Here is a 16,784-nt window from a genome sequence, read left to right as displayed (position 1 = left end):
GCAAGCCGCAAAGCGGCCCCGGGGAACTCTCCCCGGGGCCGCTTTGCGTTCCGGGACCCGGTGTCGTGGCCACCAAGCGTGACCGAGGGGTTACTGCGACCCCTTCCGATCAAGGACGGAGGCGGCGTACCGTTTGCAACTCGAGTAGACAACTCGAGTAGACAACTCGAGTAGACAACTCGAGTAGACAACTCGAGTAGACGCTTCGAGTAGATGACCGGAGGTGGGACCGATGGTGACCCGCCGGGACGTCGCTCGCAAGGCCGGCACGTCCGAGGCAGTCGTGAGCTACGTCCTCAACGACGGACCGCGCAACGTCGCGCCGGCCACCCGGGCTCGCGTGGAAGAAGCGATCCGCGAGCTGGGCTACCGGGCCAACACTCTCGCGCGTTCGCTGCGGCTGAACCGAACGATGACCATCGGCCTGGTCACCCCGGACTCGTCGCACGAGTTCTACGGATACTTGGCCAGGGCCATCGAAAACGTGGCGTTCGACGCGGGCTACACGACGTTGCTCGGCAACGCGATGGAGAACCTGGACCGCGAGGCCAAGTACGTGAGAACCCTGCTCGACCGTCAGGTCGACGGGCTGATCGTGGCTCCGGTCCCGGGTTCGACGGTGGTGTCGGCGGAGCTCGCGCAGGGGACGATTCCCTTCGTGATCCTCGATCGCGGCTTGGCCGACGAGCACGTCGTCCAGGTGACGGTGGACAACGAAGGTGGCGCTTACGAAGCTACCGAGCACCTCCTCGGCCACGGCAGAAAGCGAGTCGCGTGCCTTGCCGGGCCGGAGACCGCCCACACCATCCACGCCCGGGTGTCCGGGTGGCGGCGATGCTTGGCGGACCACGGAGTCGACCCGGGTGCGATGTGGTTGACCTACGGTGGTTTCCGGCTGGAGGACGGCTACCGTGCCGCCGCGCGGATCCTGGCTTCCGACGAGCCGCCGGACGCGATCTTCGCCACCAGTGATGAGCAGGCGCTGGGAGCCATCCGTGCCGCGGTGGATCGCGGACTCCACGTTCCCGAGGCACTCGCGCTGATGGGCTTCGACGGAATTCACCGGGGACCGTTCAGCGTCCCGTCGCTGAGCACGGTCCAACAGCCGCTGGAGGCGCTGGCCGAGGAGGCGTTCGGCAGGCTCAAGACCCGGATCGACGGCGCGCCGGCGGCGGAGGTCCCGCCCCGGGTGTTCGCGACGGAGCTCGTGCTGCGGGAGTCGTGCGGTTGTTCGGGCGGTCCGTGACCAAAGGCCGGTCAGGGGATCACGCCGGTTTCGGGAAGAGGTGGGCGCGACGATCAGGCGATCGTGCCGCCCGATCGTTCGTGCGTTGTTCGTCAGGAGGCTCCTATGCCTTTTCTGCTGGTTCCGTGTCGTTCGCCGGGACAGGCGGCTCGCTGGCTAGCGGTCATGCTGGCGTTCGTTCCGCTGATCCTCGTGGTGGCCTGCGAAGTCCCGGCAATCGTCGTTTCCCCCTTCGTACCGTCGATGCGGTGTCAGGCGAAAGCCAGGAGCGACCGCTACATCCAGTGGACGCGCACAATCCTCGACGCCCTGGGGACGGCTGCCGCACCGCCGGATCCACCGGTGCTGCCCGTGCAGCGAACCGGTGCCGAGCGCCGTGATGTCGGCCGGCGCCCTTAGCGATCAGGCCTCGGCAGGCACCGTGAGGACGGTTTCCGGCGCCGGCATGGAGGCGAAGACCTCCGGCGGCTCCGGGAACAGCTTCACCAGCACCGGATAAGCCACTGCCGCCGTCACCAAAGTGACCAGCAGACTGACGTCCACACCGCCCGCGACATCCCGCAGCGGACCCGCGATCATCGGCGTGTTCGTGCACAGCAAGCCCAGCGTCGTCGCCGGGATCCACGCCGCCATCGCGCGCCAGTTCACCCCGCGGGCAAACCAGTATCGCCCGCCTCGGCGGCCTTCGTTGAAGACCTGCAGGTCCGCCACGTCGTAGAACCCGCGGCGCTGGAGGAAGCCGATCATCATGATCACCATCCACGGGGATGTGCACAGCACGATCAGCGTGGCGAACGTGTTGATGCTCGACACCATGTCCAGCACGAAGTTGCCGACGAAGATGAACACCACGCTCAGCGTGCCGATCAGCAGCGTCGCCTGTACCCGCGAGAGCCGCGGGAAGATCGAGCTGAAGTCCAGGCCCGTCCCGTACAACGACGTCGTCCCGGTCGACAGGCCGCCGATCAGGGCCACCACGATCAGCGGGATCGCGTACCAGAGCGGGGACATCGCGGTCAGGCCGGTGATGTAGTCGGCCGGGTTCGCCACCAGCGTTGCCGTCGTGATGCCGAAGCCGAACGGCAGCAGCGTTGCCACCTGTGCGAGGAACGGCGCCGCCAGCAGGGAGCGTTTGCTGAACGAAGAAGGGATGTAGCGGGACCAGTCGCCGAGGAATGCGCCGAACGAGATCGGGTTGGCCAGCGCGGTCAGGGCCGCCAGGGTGAACGTCGGCCAGAACGTGCCCAGCGCGTACGTGCCGGTGCCCGCGTAACCCGGGTCGAACGAACCGCCGTACGCGATGATCCCGAGCAGCATGATCGCCGTGCCGAGCACCACCGCGACCCGGTTGACCAGCAGCATGAACCGGTAACCGTAGATGCAGACGACGAGCGTCGCGATCGCGATCAGGCCGTACGCGACCGCCCGCAGCGCCGCGCCGCCGTTGAAGCCGAAGAGCCGTTGCGCCGCGCCGGCGACGGCGTCGCCGCTGACCCAGACCGAGATCGCGAAGAACGTGATCGCCGTCAGCAGCGACAGGAACGACCCGACACATCGGCCGACGACCCCGAAGTGCGCGCCGGACGACACCGCGTTGTTGGTCCGGGTGCGCGGCCCGAACAACGCCATCGGCGCCAGCACCAGCCCGCCGACGACCACGCCGAGCGTGGTTGCCAAAGCCGCGTCGCGGAAGCTCAGGCCGTACGCGATCGGCAGGGTGCCGAGGATGATCGTGGCGAACGTGTTCGCGCCGCCGAACGCCATCCGGAACAGGTCACGCGGGCGCGAAGTCTGTTCCGCCGGCGGGATCGGCGCGATCCCGCGCCGCTCGACCTCGGTGATCTTGTCGCTCATGCGAACCTCGTCATCACGTGCTTGACGCGGGTGTACTCGGCGAAGGCGTACGCCGACAGGTCCTTGCCGTGCCCGGAGTGGCCGAACCCGCCGTGCGGCATCTCGGCGACCAGCGGCCCGTGCGTGTTGACCCACACGCAGCCGAAGTCCAGCTCGGCCGAGACCCGCGCGGCGATCGTGAGGTCGCGCGTCCAGACCGACGACGCCAGCCCGTACGGGACGCCGTTGGCCAGCGCGACACCTTCGTCTTCGTCCGAAAAGGACTGGACGGTGATGACGGGCCCGAAGATCTCTTCCTGGACGATCTCGTCGTCCTGGCGCAGCCCGGAAATCACGGTGGGGGAGAAGGAGAACCCGCGGTCGCCGAACGCCGTGCCGCCGGTCTCGATCCGCGCGTGGTCCGGGAGCCGCTCGATCAGACCCTGGACACGCGCGAGCTGCGCCGCGCTGTTGAGCGGGCCGAAGTCGACACCCGGCGTCTGAGCGGCGGCGGCCTTGGTCAGCTCCGCGACGAAGTCGTCGTGGATCGACGTGTGCACCAGCACCCGGCTGCCCGCGGTGCAGTCCTGCCCCGCGTTGTAGAAGGCGGCGCCGACGATGCCCTCCGCCGTCGCAGCGAGGTCGACGTCCGGGAACACCAGCAGTGGCGCGTTACCGCCCAGCTCCAGGTGGGTGCGCTTGAGGTCGGCGGCGGCCACCGTCGCGACGTCGATGCCCGCGCGCGTCGACCCGGTGATCGACACCAGGTCGGTGGTCGGGTGCTTGACCAGCGCGCGGCCGGTGTCCCGGTCACCGGTCAGGACGGTGAAAGCGCCTTCGGGCAGGAACTCCGCGGCGATCTCGGCCAGCCGGACCGCGGTCGACGGGGTGGTCTCGGCCGGCTTGAGCACCACGGTGTTGCCCGCGGCCAGCGCCGGCGCGATCTTCCAGATCGCCATCATCAGCGGGTAGTTCCACGGCGCGATCTGCGCGCAGACGCCGATCGGCTCGCGGCGGATCACGGACGTGTGGCCCGGGGTGTACTCCCCGGCCGCGGTGCCCTCGAGCTGCCGCGCGGCCCCGGCGAAGAACCGCAGCGCGCTGACGCACTCCGGGATCTCCTCCTCCAGCACGACGGACCGGATCTTGCCGGTCTCGCGGACCTCCAGGTCGGCGAACTCCTCCGCGTGCGCCTCCAGGGCGTCGGCGATCTTCAGCAGCGCCAGCTGCCGCTGCGCCGGGGTGCTCCGCCGCCAGACCTTGAACGCCTGTGCGGCGCCGGCCAGCGCGTTGTCCACATCGGACTGTGTGGCGATCGGGCTGGTGCCGAACACTTCGCCTGTCGCCGGGTTGGTCAGATCGAGTGTCATGACTTCTCCAGGTGGGTCGGCTCGAACATCTTCAGCAGGGCGGGGAGGACCACGACGGACGGCCCGGGTGTGCGCAGTGCCTCGGCGAGGTCGGCGCCGACAGTGTCCAAAGTAGACAGTTTTGCCGAGATCCCGAACGACTCTGCCAAAGCGACGAAGTCCGGCCGGGCCAGCTCGGTGGCCGTCGACCGGCCGAAGGCGCCGGTGAGGTACTCGCGGAGGATGCCGTAACCGCCGTCGTCGACGATCAGCCAGGTGACGTTCAGTTCGTGCTGCACCGCGGTGGCCAGCTCGGCGACGCCGTACATCGCGCCACCGTCGCCGGACACGGCCAGGGTGGGCCCGCCGGTGGCGGCCGCGCCGCCGAGTGCGCCGGGCAGGCCGTAACCGAGGCCGCCCGCGCCCTGGGCGGTGTGGATCGGCGCGCCTTCGGGGTTCCACGCCGACCAGGCCCAGTACGCGGCGATCGTCATGTCCCAGAACGTCTGGGTGCCCTCGGGGACGGCGGCGCGGACGTCGTCGACGAGCTTGCGCTCCAGGGCCAGATCCTGACCGTCCAAACGCGACTTCACGCGCTCCAGAAGCCCGGCGACCGCCGCTTCCGCGCGACCGTCCGTGCGCCGCATCGGCACCCACTCCAGCAGCGCCTGCAGGGTGAGCCGGACGTCGGCGTGGATGCCCAGGCCCGGGTAGTTCGACTCGAGCTTGCCCAGGTCGGCCTCGACCTGGATGACGCGGCCGCGCGGGGCGAACTCGCGGTAGTTGCTGGACAGCTCGCCGAGCCCGGAGCCGAGCACGAGCAGGACGTCGGCGTCCGCCAGGAACTCCGTGCTGTGCCAGTCCTCCAGCCACGACTGCCCGGACAGCTCGTGGTCCCAGCCGAAGACCCCCTTGCCGCCGAAGGTGGACAGCACGGGCGCGCGCAGGGCCTCGGCGAGCGCCGTCAACTCGGCGTGCGAACCGGACCGCAACGCGCCGCCGCCGGCCAGGATCACCGGATTCGACGCCGCGGCCAGCAAATCGGCCGCCGCGGTGACCAGTTCGGGCAGCGGGGCCAGGGGAGCAGGCGCGGCCGACACCGACGTGATCGGCGGGACCCCGGCCGGGCCGAGCAGCACGTCCTGGGGGATCTCCACCCACACCGGCCCATAAGGCGCGGTCGACGCCGACGTCCAGGCTTCGCGCAGCGCGGTCGGGATCTGGCTCGCGCGGCGCACGACGTGCACCGACTTCACGACGTCGCGGAAGCTCGCCTGCTGGTCCGGCAGTTCGTGCAGGTACCCGTGGCGGCCGCCGCCGAGCCCGGCCACCGGGATCTGGCTGGAGATCCCGAGCACCGGCACCGAGGCAGCCCGGGATTCCTGCAGGGAAGCCAGCGTCAGCAGCGCACCAGGGCCGGTGGAGACCACGAGCGGGGTCACCGGGACCGGGCCGTCCGGGTTCGCCGCGAGCCGCGCGCGGGCGTGCCCGTCGGCGGCGAAGGCGAGGTTGTTCTCGACACGTCCGCTGATCACGCGCAGGTCGGCGGCACGCCGCAGGGCCTCGAACAGGCCCAACGCGTGCTGCCCCGGCAGGCCGAACACGGTATCGGCGCCCAGGGCTCGGAGGGTCTCGACGACAACATCGCCGCCGATGCGTTCGGTGTCGGTCATGCGCTCTTCCCCAAGGTCAGCAGGCTCACCAGGTCGTAGGCGACGTGGGAGGCCGCGATGGCGGTGATCTCGGCGTGGTCGTAGGCGGGGGCGAGCTCGACGACGTCCGCGCCGACCAGGTTGAGGTCGCGCAGCCCGCGCAGGATCTCCAGCAGCTCGCGGCTGGTCATCCCGCCCGCTTCCGGTGTGCCGGTACCAGGGGCATGAGCCGGATCCAGGACGTCGATGTCGACGGAGACGTACAGCGGCCGGTCGCCGATCCGCTGCCGCAGCGCGTCCACGGTCTCGGTGACACCCCGGCGCATCACGTCGCCCGAAGTCACGATGCCGAAGCCGAGCCGGCGGTCCTCTTCGAGGTCCCGTTTGCCGTACAGCGGCCCGCGTGTGCCGACGTGCGAGAGCGCGCTCGTGTCGAGGATGCCCTCCTCGGACGCCCGCCGGAACGGGGTGCCGTGGGTGTACGGCTCGCCGAAGTAGGTGTCCCAGGTGTCGAGGTGCGCGTCGAAGTGCAGCAGCGCAACGGGTCCGTGCTTCTTGGCCGCGGCCCGCAGCAGCGGCAGCGCGATGGTGTGGTCACCGCCGACGGTCACCAGCCGCGTCCCGTTCGCTGTCAGCGCTTCGGCTTCCTGCTGCAGCGTCTCGATGGCTTCGCCGATGTTGAACGGGTTGACCGCGACGTCACCGGCGTCCACCACCTGCCGCTCGGCGAACGGCGAGACGTCCAGCTCCGGGTGGTACGGACGCAGCAGCCGGCTCGCCTCGCGGACGGCAGCCGGGCCGAACCGGGCGCCGGGGCGGTAGGAGACCCCGGAGTCGAAGGGCACCCCGACAACGGCGACGTCGGCGTGGGTGACCTGGTCGATCCGAGGCAGCCGCGCGAAGGTCGCGAAGCCGGCGTAGCGGGGGATCCGCGACGAATCGAGCGGTCCGATGTTAGGCACTGCTGGGCTCCTGTTCCCGGGTCGAGAGGTGGGTGTCTTCGCCGTTGAGGCGGCGGGTCCAGACGGTGAGGATCGAGTCGGCCGTGCGGGGCGTGGCGAAGCTGACGGCCAGGTAGACCACCAGGCTCGCACCCAGGCCCCAGTAGATCGGCGTGTTGGCGTCGACACCGTCGATGATCATGAAGGCGACCACGAAGACCGTGCCGGCGATCATCGACGCGTAGGCGCCCTGGCGGGTGCCGCGCTTCCAGAACAGCGCGCCGATGATCGCCACCAGCAGGCCGCCGACCAGGATGTCGTAGGCGATGGTGAGCGCGTTGACCACGTCGTCGACGATCATCGCGATGCCGATCGCGACCAGCCCGAGCACCAGCGTGGTGACGCGGTTGCGGCTGACCTCGCCGCCCTTCTTCAGGCCCAGCTTGGTCAGCAGGTCCGTCGTCGTGGTGGTGGAGCAGGCGATCAGCGCGCCGCTCGCGGTCGACATCATCGCCGACAGCGCGGCGGCCAGCACCAGGCCGCGGACCCCGGTCGGCAGCAGGCGTTCGACGATCGTCGCGAAGGCGTCCTGCGCGCTGCCGAGGTCCGGGTAGAGCGCGCGGGCCGCCATCCCGATCAGCGCGCCGGCCACGCCGTAGACCAGGCAGTAGACGCCGGAGGTGATGCCGCCGGACGTCGCGATGCCCGGCGTGCGGGCGGTGAACACGCGCTGCCAGATGTCCTGGCCGATCAGCAGGCCGAAGGTGTAGATGACGAAGTAGGTGATGATCGTGTCGGTGCCGATCGAGGTGAAGCTGAAGAAGCTCGCGTCCAGCTTCTCGCTCATGCCGGAGAACCCGCCGGCGGAGCTGATCGCGACCGGCAGCAGGATCGCCAGGATGCCGATGGTCTTGATGACGAACTGGGCGATGTCGGTGAGCGTGATCGACCACATGCCGCCGAGCACCGAGTAGAGCACCACGATCGAGCCGCCGATCGCGATCCCCGCCCAGTTCGGCAGGGCGAACAGCACCTTGAAGATGGTCGCGAACGCCAGCGTCGAGGTGACCGTGAGCATCAGCGTGTAGCCCCACATGACAACACCGGACACCTTGCTGGTGCGGCCGCCGTACCGCAGGTCGAGCATCTCGCCGACGGTGTAGACCTTGAGCCGGACCAGCCGGCGCGCGAACACCGCGTGCAGCACCAGGATCCCGACGCCGATGGTGAGCACCAGCCAGGCGCCGGAGATGCCGTAGGTGTAGCCGAGCTTCACCCCGCCGACGGTGGACGCGCCGCCGAGCACGACGGCCGACATCGTGCCGGAGTACATGAACCAGCCCAGCCGCCGCCCGGCGACCAGGTAGTCGGACTTCGTCTTCGCGAGCCGGAGGCCGTACCAGCCGACCCCGAGCATGCCCGCGATGTACAGGGCGATGACCACGTAGTCCCCGGTCACGGTGTCCTCCTTGCGTAATGCCGGTGGTGTTCGGGTCACCGTAGGTTCGGTCGCGGGCCGGCGAGCATGGGATGATCGATCCCATTGTCAACGCTCGCGAGGATGAAATGACCCAGAACCTGGATCCGCCGTCCACTGAGGTGACGGTGCCGTTACGGGCGGTTGTCGGCAACCGGGAGCTGGCTCTGGACGTCGTCCGCGAGACGCTGCGGCCGGGCGCGCTGGACGCCCCGGTGCGCTGGGCCCACGTCAGTGAGCTGCGGGATCCCGCGCCGTACCTGCTGGGCGCCGAGCTGATCCTCACCGCCGGGGTGAACCTGCCGACCGGGCCCGGCGAGGTCGAGCGGTACGTGCGCCGGCTGCGGGAGGCCGGGGTGACCGCGCTCGGGTTCGGCCTGACGCCGTCGGTCTCGGAGACGCTGCCGGAGGACCTGCGCGCGGCGTGTGCGCGGCACGGGCTGCCGCTGCTGGTCGTGCCGCGGCGGACGCCGTTCCTGGCGGTCAACCGGGCGGTGTCGGTCGCGCTGAGCGAGGCCGGCCAGCGGGAGCAGCGGCGCATCACGGCGGCGCGCGAGGCGCTGACGCGGGCCGCGGGCGGCGGCCTGGGCGAGCTGACCTCGTCGCTGGCGGCACGGCTGCGGTCCTGGGTCGCGCTGGTCGGGGCCGGCGACGTTTTGGCGTCGGCGCACGACGCGCCCGCCCCGCTGCCGCCGGAGGTGCGCGAGCTGGTGGCGACCGTCCGGGCGGGCAGCGGGATCCGCAGCGCCACCACCGAGGTCGGCGGCGGGTTCGTCGTGGTCCAGCCGGTGTACCCGCAGGCGACGGCGTCGCACCTGGTGGTCGTCGGGCGCGACCGGCGGTTCGACGGCGCCGACCGGGCCATCCTCGCCGTCGGCGCGGCGCTGCTCGGCCTGGTCGGCCGGGCCGGCTCGGACGCCGCGGAACTGGGCGCGGCGGCCACCGGCCTGCTGCTCGGCCGGACGTCGGCGCGCGGGGTGGCCCGGGCCCTGCTCGGCTCGGGAACCGGCCGGCTGGTCGCCGGGACGCCGCACCGCCGTGGCCCCGACGAGGTGGCGCAGCGCCCGGACTGGCTGCGCGCTCGCCTCGACACACCGCTGGTGGAGGTGCGACCGGGGCCGTCGTTCGTGGCGATCGCGGGTGCGCCGCCCTCACCCGAGCTGCTGGAGGACCTGCGCTCGGCCGGGTGGCTGACGGCGGTGGGCTCGCCGGTCGCCGCCGAGCGGCTGGCCGACGGCCTGGCCGAGGTCGAGCTGCTGCTTTCGCGGGCCCAGGCGTTGGGCCGGCCGGTCCAGGCCGGTGGTGGTCCGCTCGACTTCGACGCCGTGGTGACGCCCGGCGCGTCCCGGGAGTTCGCGGCGAAGGCCCTCGAACCGCTTCTCGCGCTGGACCGCGCGGGTGACCGGGAGCTGGTCCGGACGCTGAGGACGTGGCTGGCCCACCACGGCGGCTGGGAACCGACGGCGGCGGAGCTGGACGTGCACCGCAACAGCGTCCGGCACCGGATCGCGCAGGTCGAGCGGGCGCTGGCGGTGGATCTGGCCGATCCGGAGGTCCGGATGCGGCTGTGGTTCGCGCTGCGGTGGGCCTCACCGGACGCACACAGTCCTTAAAGGGCACTCTCAGGAAAATATGGGATTGTGATGGCGTGCGAGTTTTGGTAGTCGAGGACGAAGAACCCCTGGCCGACGCGATCGCCCGTGGCCTGCGCCGCGAGGGCATGGCGGTGGACGTCGCGCTCACGGGTGACGACGGGCACGAGAAGGCCGCCGTCACGCGGTACGACGTCGTGTTGCTGGATCGGGACCTGCCCGGGATGTCCGGGGACGAGCTGTGCCGCGAGATCGTCGCGTCCGGGGAGCTGACCCGGGTGCTGATGCTGACCGCGAGCAGTTCGGTGTCGGACCGCGTGGACGGGCTGTCGCTGGGTGCCGACGACTACCTCGCGAAGCCGTTCGCCTTCCCCGAGCTGGTCGCGAGGGTGCGGGCGCTGGGCCGCCGGGCCACCCCGGCCGCGCCGCCGCTGCTGACCGCGGGTGACGTCGAACTGGACCCGGCGAAGCGCACCGTGCGCCGCGCCAGCGGGCCGGTCGAGCTGACCCGCAAGGAGTTCGGCGTGCTCGAGGTGCTGCTGTCGGCCGCCGGTTCGGTGGTCAGCAGCGAGGAGCTGCTCGAGCGGGTGTGGGACGAGAACGCCGACCCGTTCACCACGACCGTCCGGGTCACCGTGATGACGTTGCGCAAGAAGCTCGGCGAGCCGGGGATCATCGAGACCGTCGTCGGGTCCGGATACCGGGTGCCGGAGCCCGGCGCGCCGCGCGCGTGAACCTGCCGGGCACCCGCAGCCTCCGCGCCCGGATCACCCTCCTGGCGACCGTGCTGGTCGCCGCGGTCAGCCTGCTGCTGCTCTGGCTGGCCTGGACGCTGGTGCGGGATTCGCTCGACGCCGTCCCGCAGATGCCGCCGGGCAGCACGGTGGTCGTAGACGGCGTCGAGGTCGACGCGTCCACGCTCGCCGAGCACCTGCGGGTGCACGCCCGCGACCGGATGCTGCTGTTCGGGTCGATCTCGTTCCTGCTCGTGGTGGCGGCCGCGGCGATCCTCGCGTGGACGTTCACCTCGCGGGTGCTGCTGCCGCTGCGCGAGATCACCGGGACCGCGCGGCGGCTGTCGATCGAGTCGATGGGGGAGCGGATCGGCGGGGTCCGCTCCCGCGACGAGCTCGCCGAGCTGGCCGGCACGTTCGACGACATGCTCGACCGGCTCCAGGCCGCGTTCGAGGCGCAACGCCACTTCGTCGCGAACGCGAGCCACGAGCTGCGGACGCCGTTGTCGGTGATCCGCACCGAGCTGGACGTCACCCTCGCCGACGACGAGGCCGACGAGGCCGAGCTGCGCCGGATGGGCGGCGTGGTCCGCGACGCCACCGAGCGCGCCGGGCAGCTGGTCAACTCGTTGCTGCTGCTGGCCCGCACCGACGGCGCCGGGCTCGGCGTGCGCGAGCCGGTCGACCTGGCGGCGGTTGTCGACCGGGCCTGGCGCGCGACGCGCCTGGAAGCCGAGCAGCGCGGGATCCGCGCTTCGTTCACGATGGCCCCCGCGCCGGCGTTCGGCGATCCCGCGCTGCTGGAGCGCATCGCGGGCAACCTGCTGGAGAACGCGGTGCGCCACAACGTCGAGGGCGGCTGGCTCGACGTCCTCACCCAGCCCGGGCCGCAGTGGTCGACGCTGCGAGTGCGCTCGTCCGGCGGGCTGGTGGACCCGGCGACGGTGGCCGAGCTGTTCGAGCCGTTCCGCCGGGCGGGCGTGGCCCGCACGGCCCGCTCGGGCGCGGGACTCGGGCTGTCGATCGTCCGCGCGGCGGTCCAGGCCCACGGCGGCACCGTCTCGGCGGAGCCGATCGTCGGCGGCGGCCTCGGGGTGACGGTGCACCTGCCGGTGCGCTGAACGGCATCACGCGTGATCCGGCGGGCATCACGCGTGACTGCGCGGGCATCACGGTGATGCCTCTTCGAACACGGGTGATGCCTCGTCCGGTGTTGCGCCGACCGGGTGTTCCGGCAGCCGGCGACCGCGGGTTGTGCTGTGATCTCGCGGTGGAAGAAAAACCGCGGTCGCTGATCCGCGTCCTGGTGCCCGTGGTCGTGCTGGCCGCGGCCGCCGGCGTCGGGCTCGCCTTCCTCGTCGCGGCGCTGGTGCGGCCGCCCGACCTGCCGGTGGACACGAACCCGGCGCCGCTGGACGGGCACACCGTCTGCGCGGGCGTGATGGTGTCCTTCACCACCGACGAAGAGATGCGGCAGGTGGCCGGCACCTTCCACGACGACCCGAAGGCGCGGCGGGTGTTCGTCCAGACCAAGGCCGAGGCGTACACGAAGTTCAAGGAAGTCTTCAAGGACCAGAAGGAGCTGCTGCAGCTCACCTCGCCCGACGCGTTGCCGGCGTCGGTGTCGCTGATCGCCGTGCCCGGCACGGACCTCAAGGCGTGGGCCCAGGAGCTGCACGCCCGTTTCCCGCACGCCGACCGGGTGACCGTCACCGACCTGAACGCGACGATCGACCAGCTGAAGCCCACCGCGCCGCCGCCGCGGTGCCCTCGCGAGGGCGAGTACTGAAGCCGTGAAGGGCGCAGCGATGCGCCCTTCACGGACTTGCTCAGGAAGCCGGGACCGAAGCGACACCCGGGGCGAGGAACGGCTTGCCGTTCACGCGCTCGGAGACGCCGGAGCGGTCCAGGTACGGCGTGATGCCACCGTTCCAGAACGGCCAGCCCGCGCCGAGGATCAGGCACAGGTCGATGTCCTGCGCCTCCGCGACCACACCCTCGTCGAGCATGATCCGGATCTCCTCGGCGATCGCGGAGAGGGCGCGCTCACGCACCTGCTCCGAAGTGGACGGCTGGTCGCCCTGCGTCCACAGTTCGACAACCTCGGGGTCGGGCGACTGGTTGCCCTGGGCGTCCCAGACCCAGACGCCCTTCTTGCCCGCCTTGACGAACTTGGCGAGGTTGTCGGACACGGTGAACCGGTCCGGGAACGCCTCGTGCAGCGTCTCGCCGACGTGCAGCGCGATGGCCGGGCCGACGAGCTGCATCAGCGTCAGCGGCGACATCGGCAGGCCGAGCGGCTCGAGCGCGCCGTCGGCGACCTCGAACGGCGTGCCCTCGTCGACGGCCACCAGCACCTCGCCGAGGAAGCGCAGCAGGAGCCGGTTGACGACGAACGCCGAAGCGTCCTTCACCAGCACGCTGGACTTCTTGAGCTGCTTGCCGACCGAGAACGCCGTCGCGAGCGACGCGTCGTCGGTCTGCTCGCCGCGGACGATCTCCAGCAGCGGCAGCACGGCGACCGGGTTGAAGAAGTGGAAGCCGACGACGCGCTCGGGGTGCTGCAGCTTCGACGCCATCGCGGTGATCGACAGCGACGACGTGTTGGTCGCCAGGATCGCCTCGGGGGAGACGTGCTGCTCCAGCTCGGCGAACACCTGCTGCTTGACGCCCAGCTCCTCGAACACGGCTTCGATGACGAAGTCGGCGTCGGAGAACGCGGCCTTGTCGAGCGAGCCGGAGACCAGCGCCTTGAGCCGGTTGGCGCCGTCCGGGGAGACGCGCTTCTTGGCCAGGAGCTTGTCGATCTCGTCGTGGACGTACCCGACACCCTTGTCGACGCGTGCCTGGTCGACGTCGGTCAGCACGACCGGCACCTTGAGGCGGCGCACGAACAGCAGCGCGAGCTGGCTGGCCATCAGGCCGGCGCCGACGATGCCGACCTTGTTCACCTTGCGCGCCAGGTTCTTGTCCGGCGCGCCGGCCGGGCGCTTGGCGCGCTTGTTGACCAGGTTGAACGAGTACAGCCCGGCACGCAGGACGTCGGACATGAGCAGCTCGGCGAGGCCGTCGGTCTCGGCCGCGTAGCCGCGGTCGAGGTCGTTTTCGCGGGCCAGCTCCAGCAGCTCGACGGCCTTGGTGGCACCCGGCGAGGCGCCGTGCGTCCGGCCGTCCACAATGGACTTTGCGCGCGCGATGGCGTTGTCCCACTCCGCGCCGCGGTCGATCTCACGCCGGGGCGGCGTGATCTCGCCGTTGACCACCTGAGCCAGCCACAGCAGTGACTGCTCGAGGTAGTCCGCGGAGCCGAAGACGGCGTCGACGATGCCGAGCTCGGCCGTCTTCTTGACGTTGAGCATCTTGTTCTGCGCCAGGGCGTTCTCGATGATCACCGTGACGGCGGCGTCCGGCCCGATCAGGTTCGGCAGCAGCTGCGTGCCGCCCCAGCCCGGGAACAGGCCGAGGAAGACCTCGGGGAACGCGATCGCGGCGGTGTTCTCCGAGAGCGTCCGGTAGTGGCAGGACAGCGCGAGCTCGAGCCCGCCGCCCATGACCGCGCCGTTGATGAACCCGAACGTCGGGATCTTCGTCTCGGTGAGGCGGCGGAACACGTCGTGCCCGGTCTGGGCGATCTCCCGCGCCAGCTTGGGGTCGCTCACCGATTCGACACCGGACAGGTCGGCGCCGACGGCGAAGATGAACGGCTTGCCGGTGACGGCGATCGCGGCCGGCTCGGCCTCGAACGCGACGTCCAGCGCGGCGTTCAGCGACACCAGGCCCTGCGGGCCGAACGTGTTGGGCCGGGTGTGGTCGTGGCCGTTGTCGAGCGTGATCAGGGCGACGGGCTTGTCGAGTCCCGGCACCTTGACCAGCCGCGTCACGGCCTTGGTGACAACCTCGTCGGGGAAGGCGGCCTTCGCCTCTTCAGCGGTGAAAGTCATTACTTCGCCCCCTCGAACGCCGGGTTCTCCCAGATCACGGTGCCGCCCATGCCGATGCCGATGCACATCGTGGTGATGCCGTACTGCACGTCGGGCCGCTCGGCGAACTGGCGCGCGAGCTGCGTCATCAGCCGGACGCCGGAGGAAGCCAGCGGGTGGCCGCACGCGATCGCGCCGCCCCACTGGTTCACGCGCGGGTCGTCGTCGGCGATGCCGAAGTGGTCGAGGAAGGCCAGCACCTGCACGGCGAAGGCCTCGTTGATCTCGAACAGGCCGATGTCGTCGATGCTCAGGCCGGTGCGCTTGAACAGCTTCTCGGTGGCCGGCACCGGGCCGATGCCCATGACCTCGGGCTCGACGCCGGCGAAGGAGTAGCCGACCAGCCGCATCGCGACCGGCAGGCCCAGCTCGCGGGCGGTGTCCTCGTCGGCCAGGATCGACGCGGTCGCGCCGTCGTTGAGGCCGGCCGCGTTGCCGGCGGTGATCCGGCCGTGCGGGCGGAACGGCGTCTTCAGCCCGGCGAGGGTCTCCAGCGTGGTGCCCGGCCGCGGCGGCTCGTCCTCGGTCGCGAGACCCCAGCCGAGTTCCTTCGATCGGGTGGCGACCGGAACCAGCTCGGGGCCGATCTTGCCGGTCTTGACGGCTTCGGCGTACTTCTCCTGGCTGCGCGCGGCGAAGGTGTCGGTGCGCAGCTTGGTGATGTCCGGGAACCGGTCGTGCAGGTTCTCGGCGGTCTGGCCCATGACGAGCGCGGTCGGGTCGACGAGCTTGTCGGCGATGATCCGCGGGTTCGGGTCGACGCCCTCACCCATCGGGTGCCGGCCCATGTGCTCGACCCCGCCGGCGATGGCGATGTCGTAGGCGCCGAAGCCGATGCCGGACGCGGTGGTGGTGACGGCGGTCATCGCGCCGGCGCACATCCGGTCGATGGCGAAGCCCGGCACGGACTTGGGCAGCCCGGCGAGCAGTGCGGCGGTGCGGCCGATGGTCAGGCCCTGGTCGCCGATCTGCGTGGTGGCGGCGATGGCCACCTCGTCGACCCGCTCGGGCGGCAGTTCCGGGTGCCGCCGCAGCAGCTCGCGGATGGCGTTGACGACGAGGTCGTCCGCGCGGGTGCCGGCGTAGATCCCCTTGTCACCGGCCTTGCCGAAGGGGGTCCGTACCCCCTCGACGAAGGCGACGGTGCGCACGCCCCGCGCGTTCGGCGCGAGCGGCGTTGCTGGTGCGGCCACGAATGCTCCATGAAGTAGACAGAAATCCTGTCCGCACGATAGCCCTTGTTACCCGCCGGTAACCAGTGGTGTGGCCCGGTCGAGTGGGCTACGGCACACTCTTGGGCGTCAGCGTCTGCCCCTTCAGCAGCCAGGCGGCACCGAACGCCCACACCGCGACGCTCTCCAGCCACAGCGCGGGGTGCCATTCGGGCACCAGCCGGAGCCGGCTGGTCAGCGCGATCAGCACCAGGCACGCCAGGATCACGGCCCCGCAGGTGCGGTAGACGACACCCGTGCCGGGTGGCTGCTCGCCGTCGTGCGGGAACAGGCGGAGGCAGAAGTAGGCCAGGCTCAGGAAGAACACCGCGGCGAACGCCAGGTGCAGGACGCCGGAGGTCCGGTCCCAGGTCGTGGCGGCGGTGCCGGGCGTGGTGGGGAACAGGGCGAGCCCGATCGCGCCGAGGCCGGCGACGGTGCTCACGATGTTGTCGACGTGGTCGTGGCCGTAGTAGGCGAGCAGGAACACGCCGACCGCGCACATCGCGCCGACGAAGACGTTCCCGAGGTCGGTGTAGTAGTAGCCGCTGAGCGACCCGATGAGGTCGCCGCCCTGGACGAGCTGCTTGCCCACGATCAGCACGACGGGCAGGGCGAGGCCGATGAGCCCGATCGCGCGGCGCAGGTACAGGTAGGAGTGGACGAGCGTGCTCTGCGGGGATCGGGTTGCCGTGGTCATGGCTGCCTCCGGGGTCTCACCAAGGTCATCGGCGATCTCCTGCCCCGGGACGAGCGTTGTTATCCGACG

At 70.9% G+C, this 16,784-nt stretch carries 14 protein-coding genes; 6 read left to right on the top strand and 8 right to left on the bottom strand.

All coding sequences use genetic code 11. The features are described 5' to 3' along the window. The first annotated feature begins 232 nt into the window (after window positions 1-232). Window positions 233-1,246: a LacI family DNA-binding transcriptional regulator gene (locus ACIA5G_RS17170; RefSeq protein WP_395924039.1), complete on the top strand. Its 1,014-nt coding sequence runs from the start codon at window positions 233-235 to the stop codon at window positions 1,244-1,246. A gap of 105 nt (window positions 1,247-1,351) precedes the next feature. Beyond that, the gene (locus ACIA5G_RS17165; protein ID WP_395924037.1) at window positions 1,352-1,645 is read left to right on the top strand and encodes a hypothetical protein; all 294 of its coding nucleotides are present in this window, start codon (window positions 1,352-1,354) and stop codon (window positions 1,643-1,645) included. 3 nt (window positions 1,646-1,648) lie between these two features. On the opposite strand, the gene ACIA5G_RS17160 is transcribed toward ACIA5G_RS17165, so the two are convergent. Genes ACIA5G_RS17160 through ACIA5G_RS17140 form a run of 5 tightly spaced genes read right to left on the bottom strand, consistent with a single transcriptional unit; the run spans window position 1,649 to window position 8,480 of the window. Beyond that, on the bottom strand, window positions 1,649-3,100 hold the full coding sequence (locus tag ACIA5G_RS17160) for a purine-cytosine permease family protein (RefSeq protein WP_395924035.1): 1,452 nt from the start codon (window positions 3,098-3,100) through the stop codon (window positions 1,649-1,651). Then, window positions 3,097-4,449, bottom strand: a complete 1,353-nt coding sequence (locus tag ACIA5G_RS17155) for an aminobutyraldehyde dehydrogenase (RefSeq protein WP_395924033.1) — start codon at window positions 4,447-4,449, stop codon at window positions 3,097-3,099. The genes ACIA5G_RS17160 and ACIA5G_RS17155 overlap by 4 nt, the downstream gene beginning before the upstream one ends. Beyond that, on the bottom strand, window positions 4,446-6,101 hold the full coding sequence (locus tag ACIA5G_RS17150) for a thiamine pyrophosphate-binding protein (RefSeq protein ID WP_395924031.1): 1,656 nt from the start codon (window positions 6,099-6,101) through the stop codon (window positions 4,446-4,448). The genes ACIA5G_RS17155 and ACIA5G_RS17150 overlap by 4 nt, the downstream gene beginning before the upstream one ends. After that, a complete protein-coding gene (gene speB, locus ACIA5G_RS17145; protein ID WP_395924029.1) occupies window positions 6,098-7,042 on the bottom strand; it encodes an agmatinase in 945 nt (314 codons plus the stop codon). Before speB ends, ACIA5G_RS17150 begins: the two co-directional genes overlap by 4 nt. After that, window positions 7,035-8,480, bottom strand: coding sequence for a sodium:solute symporter (locus ACIA5G_RS17140; RefSeq protein ID WP_395924027.1), 1,446 nt, complete (start codon window positions 8,478-8,480; stop codon window positions 7,035-7,037). The genes speB and ACIA5G_RS17140 overlap by 8 nt, the downstream gene beginning before the upstream one ends. 107 nt (window positions 8,481-8,587) lie before the next feature. Here ACIA5G_RS17140 and ACIA5G_RS17135 point away from each other — a divergent pair, with 107 nt between their 5' ends. From ACIA5G_RS17135 to ACIA5G_RS17120, 4 genes are all read left to right on the top strand, one after another. Further along, entirely contained in the window at window positions 8,588-10,111 is a 1,524-nt protein-coding gene (locus ACIA5G_RS17135) for a PucR family transcriptional regulator (RefSeq protein ID WP_395924025.1), read from the top strand. 35 nt (window positions 10,112-10,146) lie between these two features. Continuing rightward, window positions 10,147-10,824, top strand: coding sequence for a response regulator transcription factor (locus ACIA5G_RS17130; RefSeq protein ID WP_169734892.1), 678 nt, complete (start codon window positions 10,147-10,149; stop codon window positions 10,822-10,824). Continuing rightward, window positions 10,821-11,945: a sensor histidine kinase gene (locus ACIA5G_RS17125; protein ID WP_395924022.1), complete on the top strand. Its 1,125-nt coding sequence runs from the start codon at window positions 10,821-10,823 to the stop codon at window positions 11,943-11,945. Before ACIA5G_RS17130 ends, ACIA5G_RS17125 begins: the two co-directional genes overlap by 4 nt. A gap of 149 nt (window positions 11,946-12,094) precedes the next feature. Next, window positions 12,095-12,613 carry a permease-like cell division protein FtsX gene (locus tag ACIA5G_RS17120; RefSeq protein WP_395924020.1) on the top strand — a complete coding sequence of 173 codons (519 nt, stop codon included), beginning with the start codon at window positions 12,095-12,097 and terminating at the stop codon, window positions 12,611-12,613. 40 nt (window positions 12,614-12,653) lie between these two features. Here the strand turns inward: ACIA5G_RS17120 and ACIA5G_RS17115 are convergent, their stop codons facing one another. The 3 genes from ACIA5G_RS17115 to ACIA5G_RS17105 form a co-directional block, all read right to left on the bottom strand. Then, window positions 12,654-14,765, bottom strand: coding sequence for a 3-hydroxyacyl-CoA dehydrogenase NAD-binding domain-containing protein (locus tag ACIA5G_RS17115; protein WP_395924018.1), 2,112 nt, complete (start codon window positions 14,763-14,765; stop codon window positions 12,654-12,656). Beyond that, window positions 14,765-15,955, bottom strand: coding sequence for a thiolase family protein (locus tag ACIA5G_RS17110; protein ID WP_285483625.1), 1,191 nt, complete (start codon window positions 15,953-15,955; stop codon window positions 14,765-14,767). Before ACIA5G_RS17110 ends, ACIA5G_RS17115 begins: the two co-directional genes overlap by 1 nt. Window positions 15,956-16,085: 130 nt before the next feature. Then, window positions 16,086-16,715: a DUF998 domain-containing protein gene (locus ACIA5G_RS17105; RefSeq protein WP_395924016.1), complete on the bottom strand. Its 630-nt coding sequence runs from the start codon at window positions 16,713-16,715 to the stop codon at window positions 16,086-16,088. Window positions 16,716-16,784 lie beyond the last annotated feature (69 nt).

The sequence above is a fragment of the Amycolatopsis sp. NPDC051758 genome (assembly GCF_044453095.1).
GTDB lineage: Bacteria > Actinomycetota > Actinomycetes > Mycobacteriales > Pseudonocardiaceae > Amycolatopsis.
Note: the sequence above shows the minus strand (reverse complement) of the source record. Positions and strands in the feature narration are given on the sequence as shown.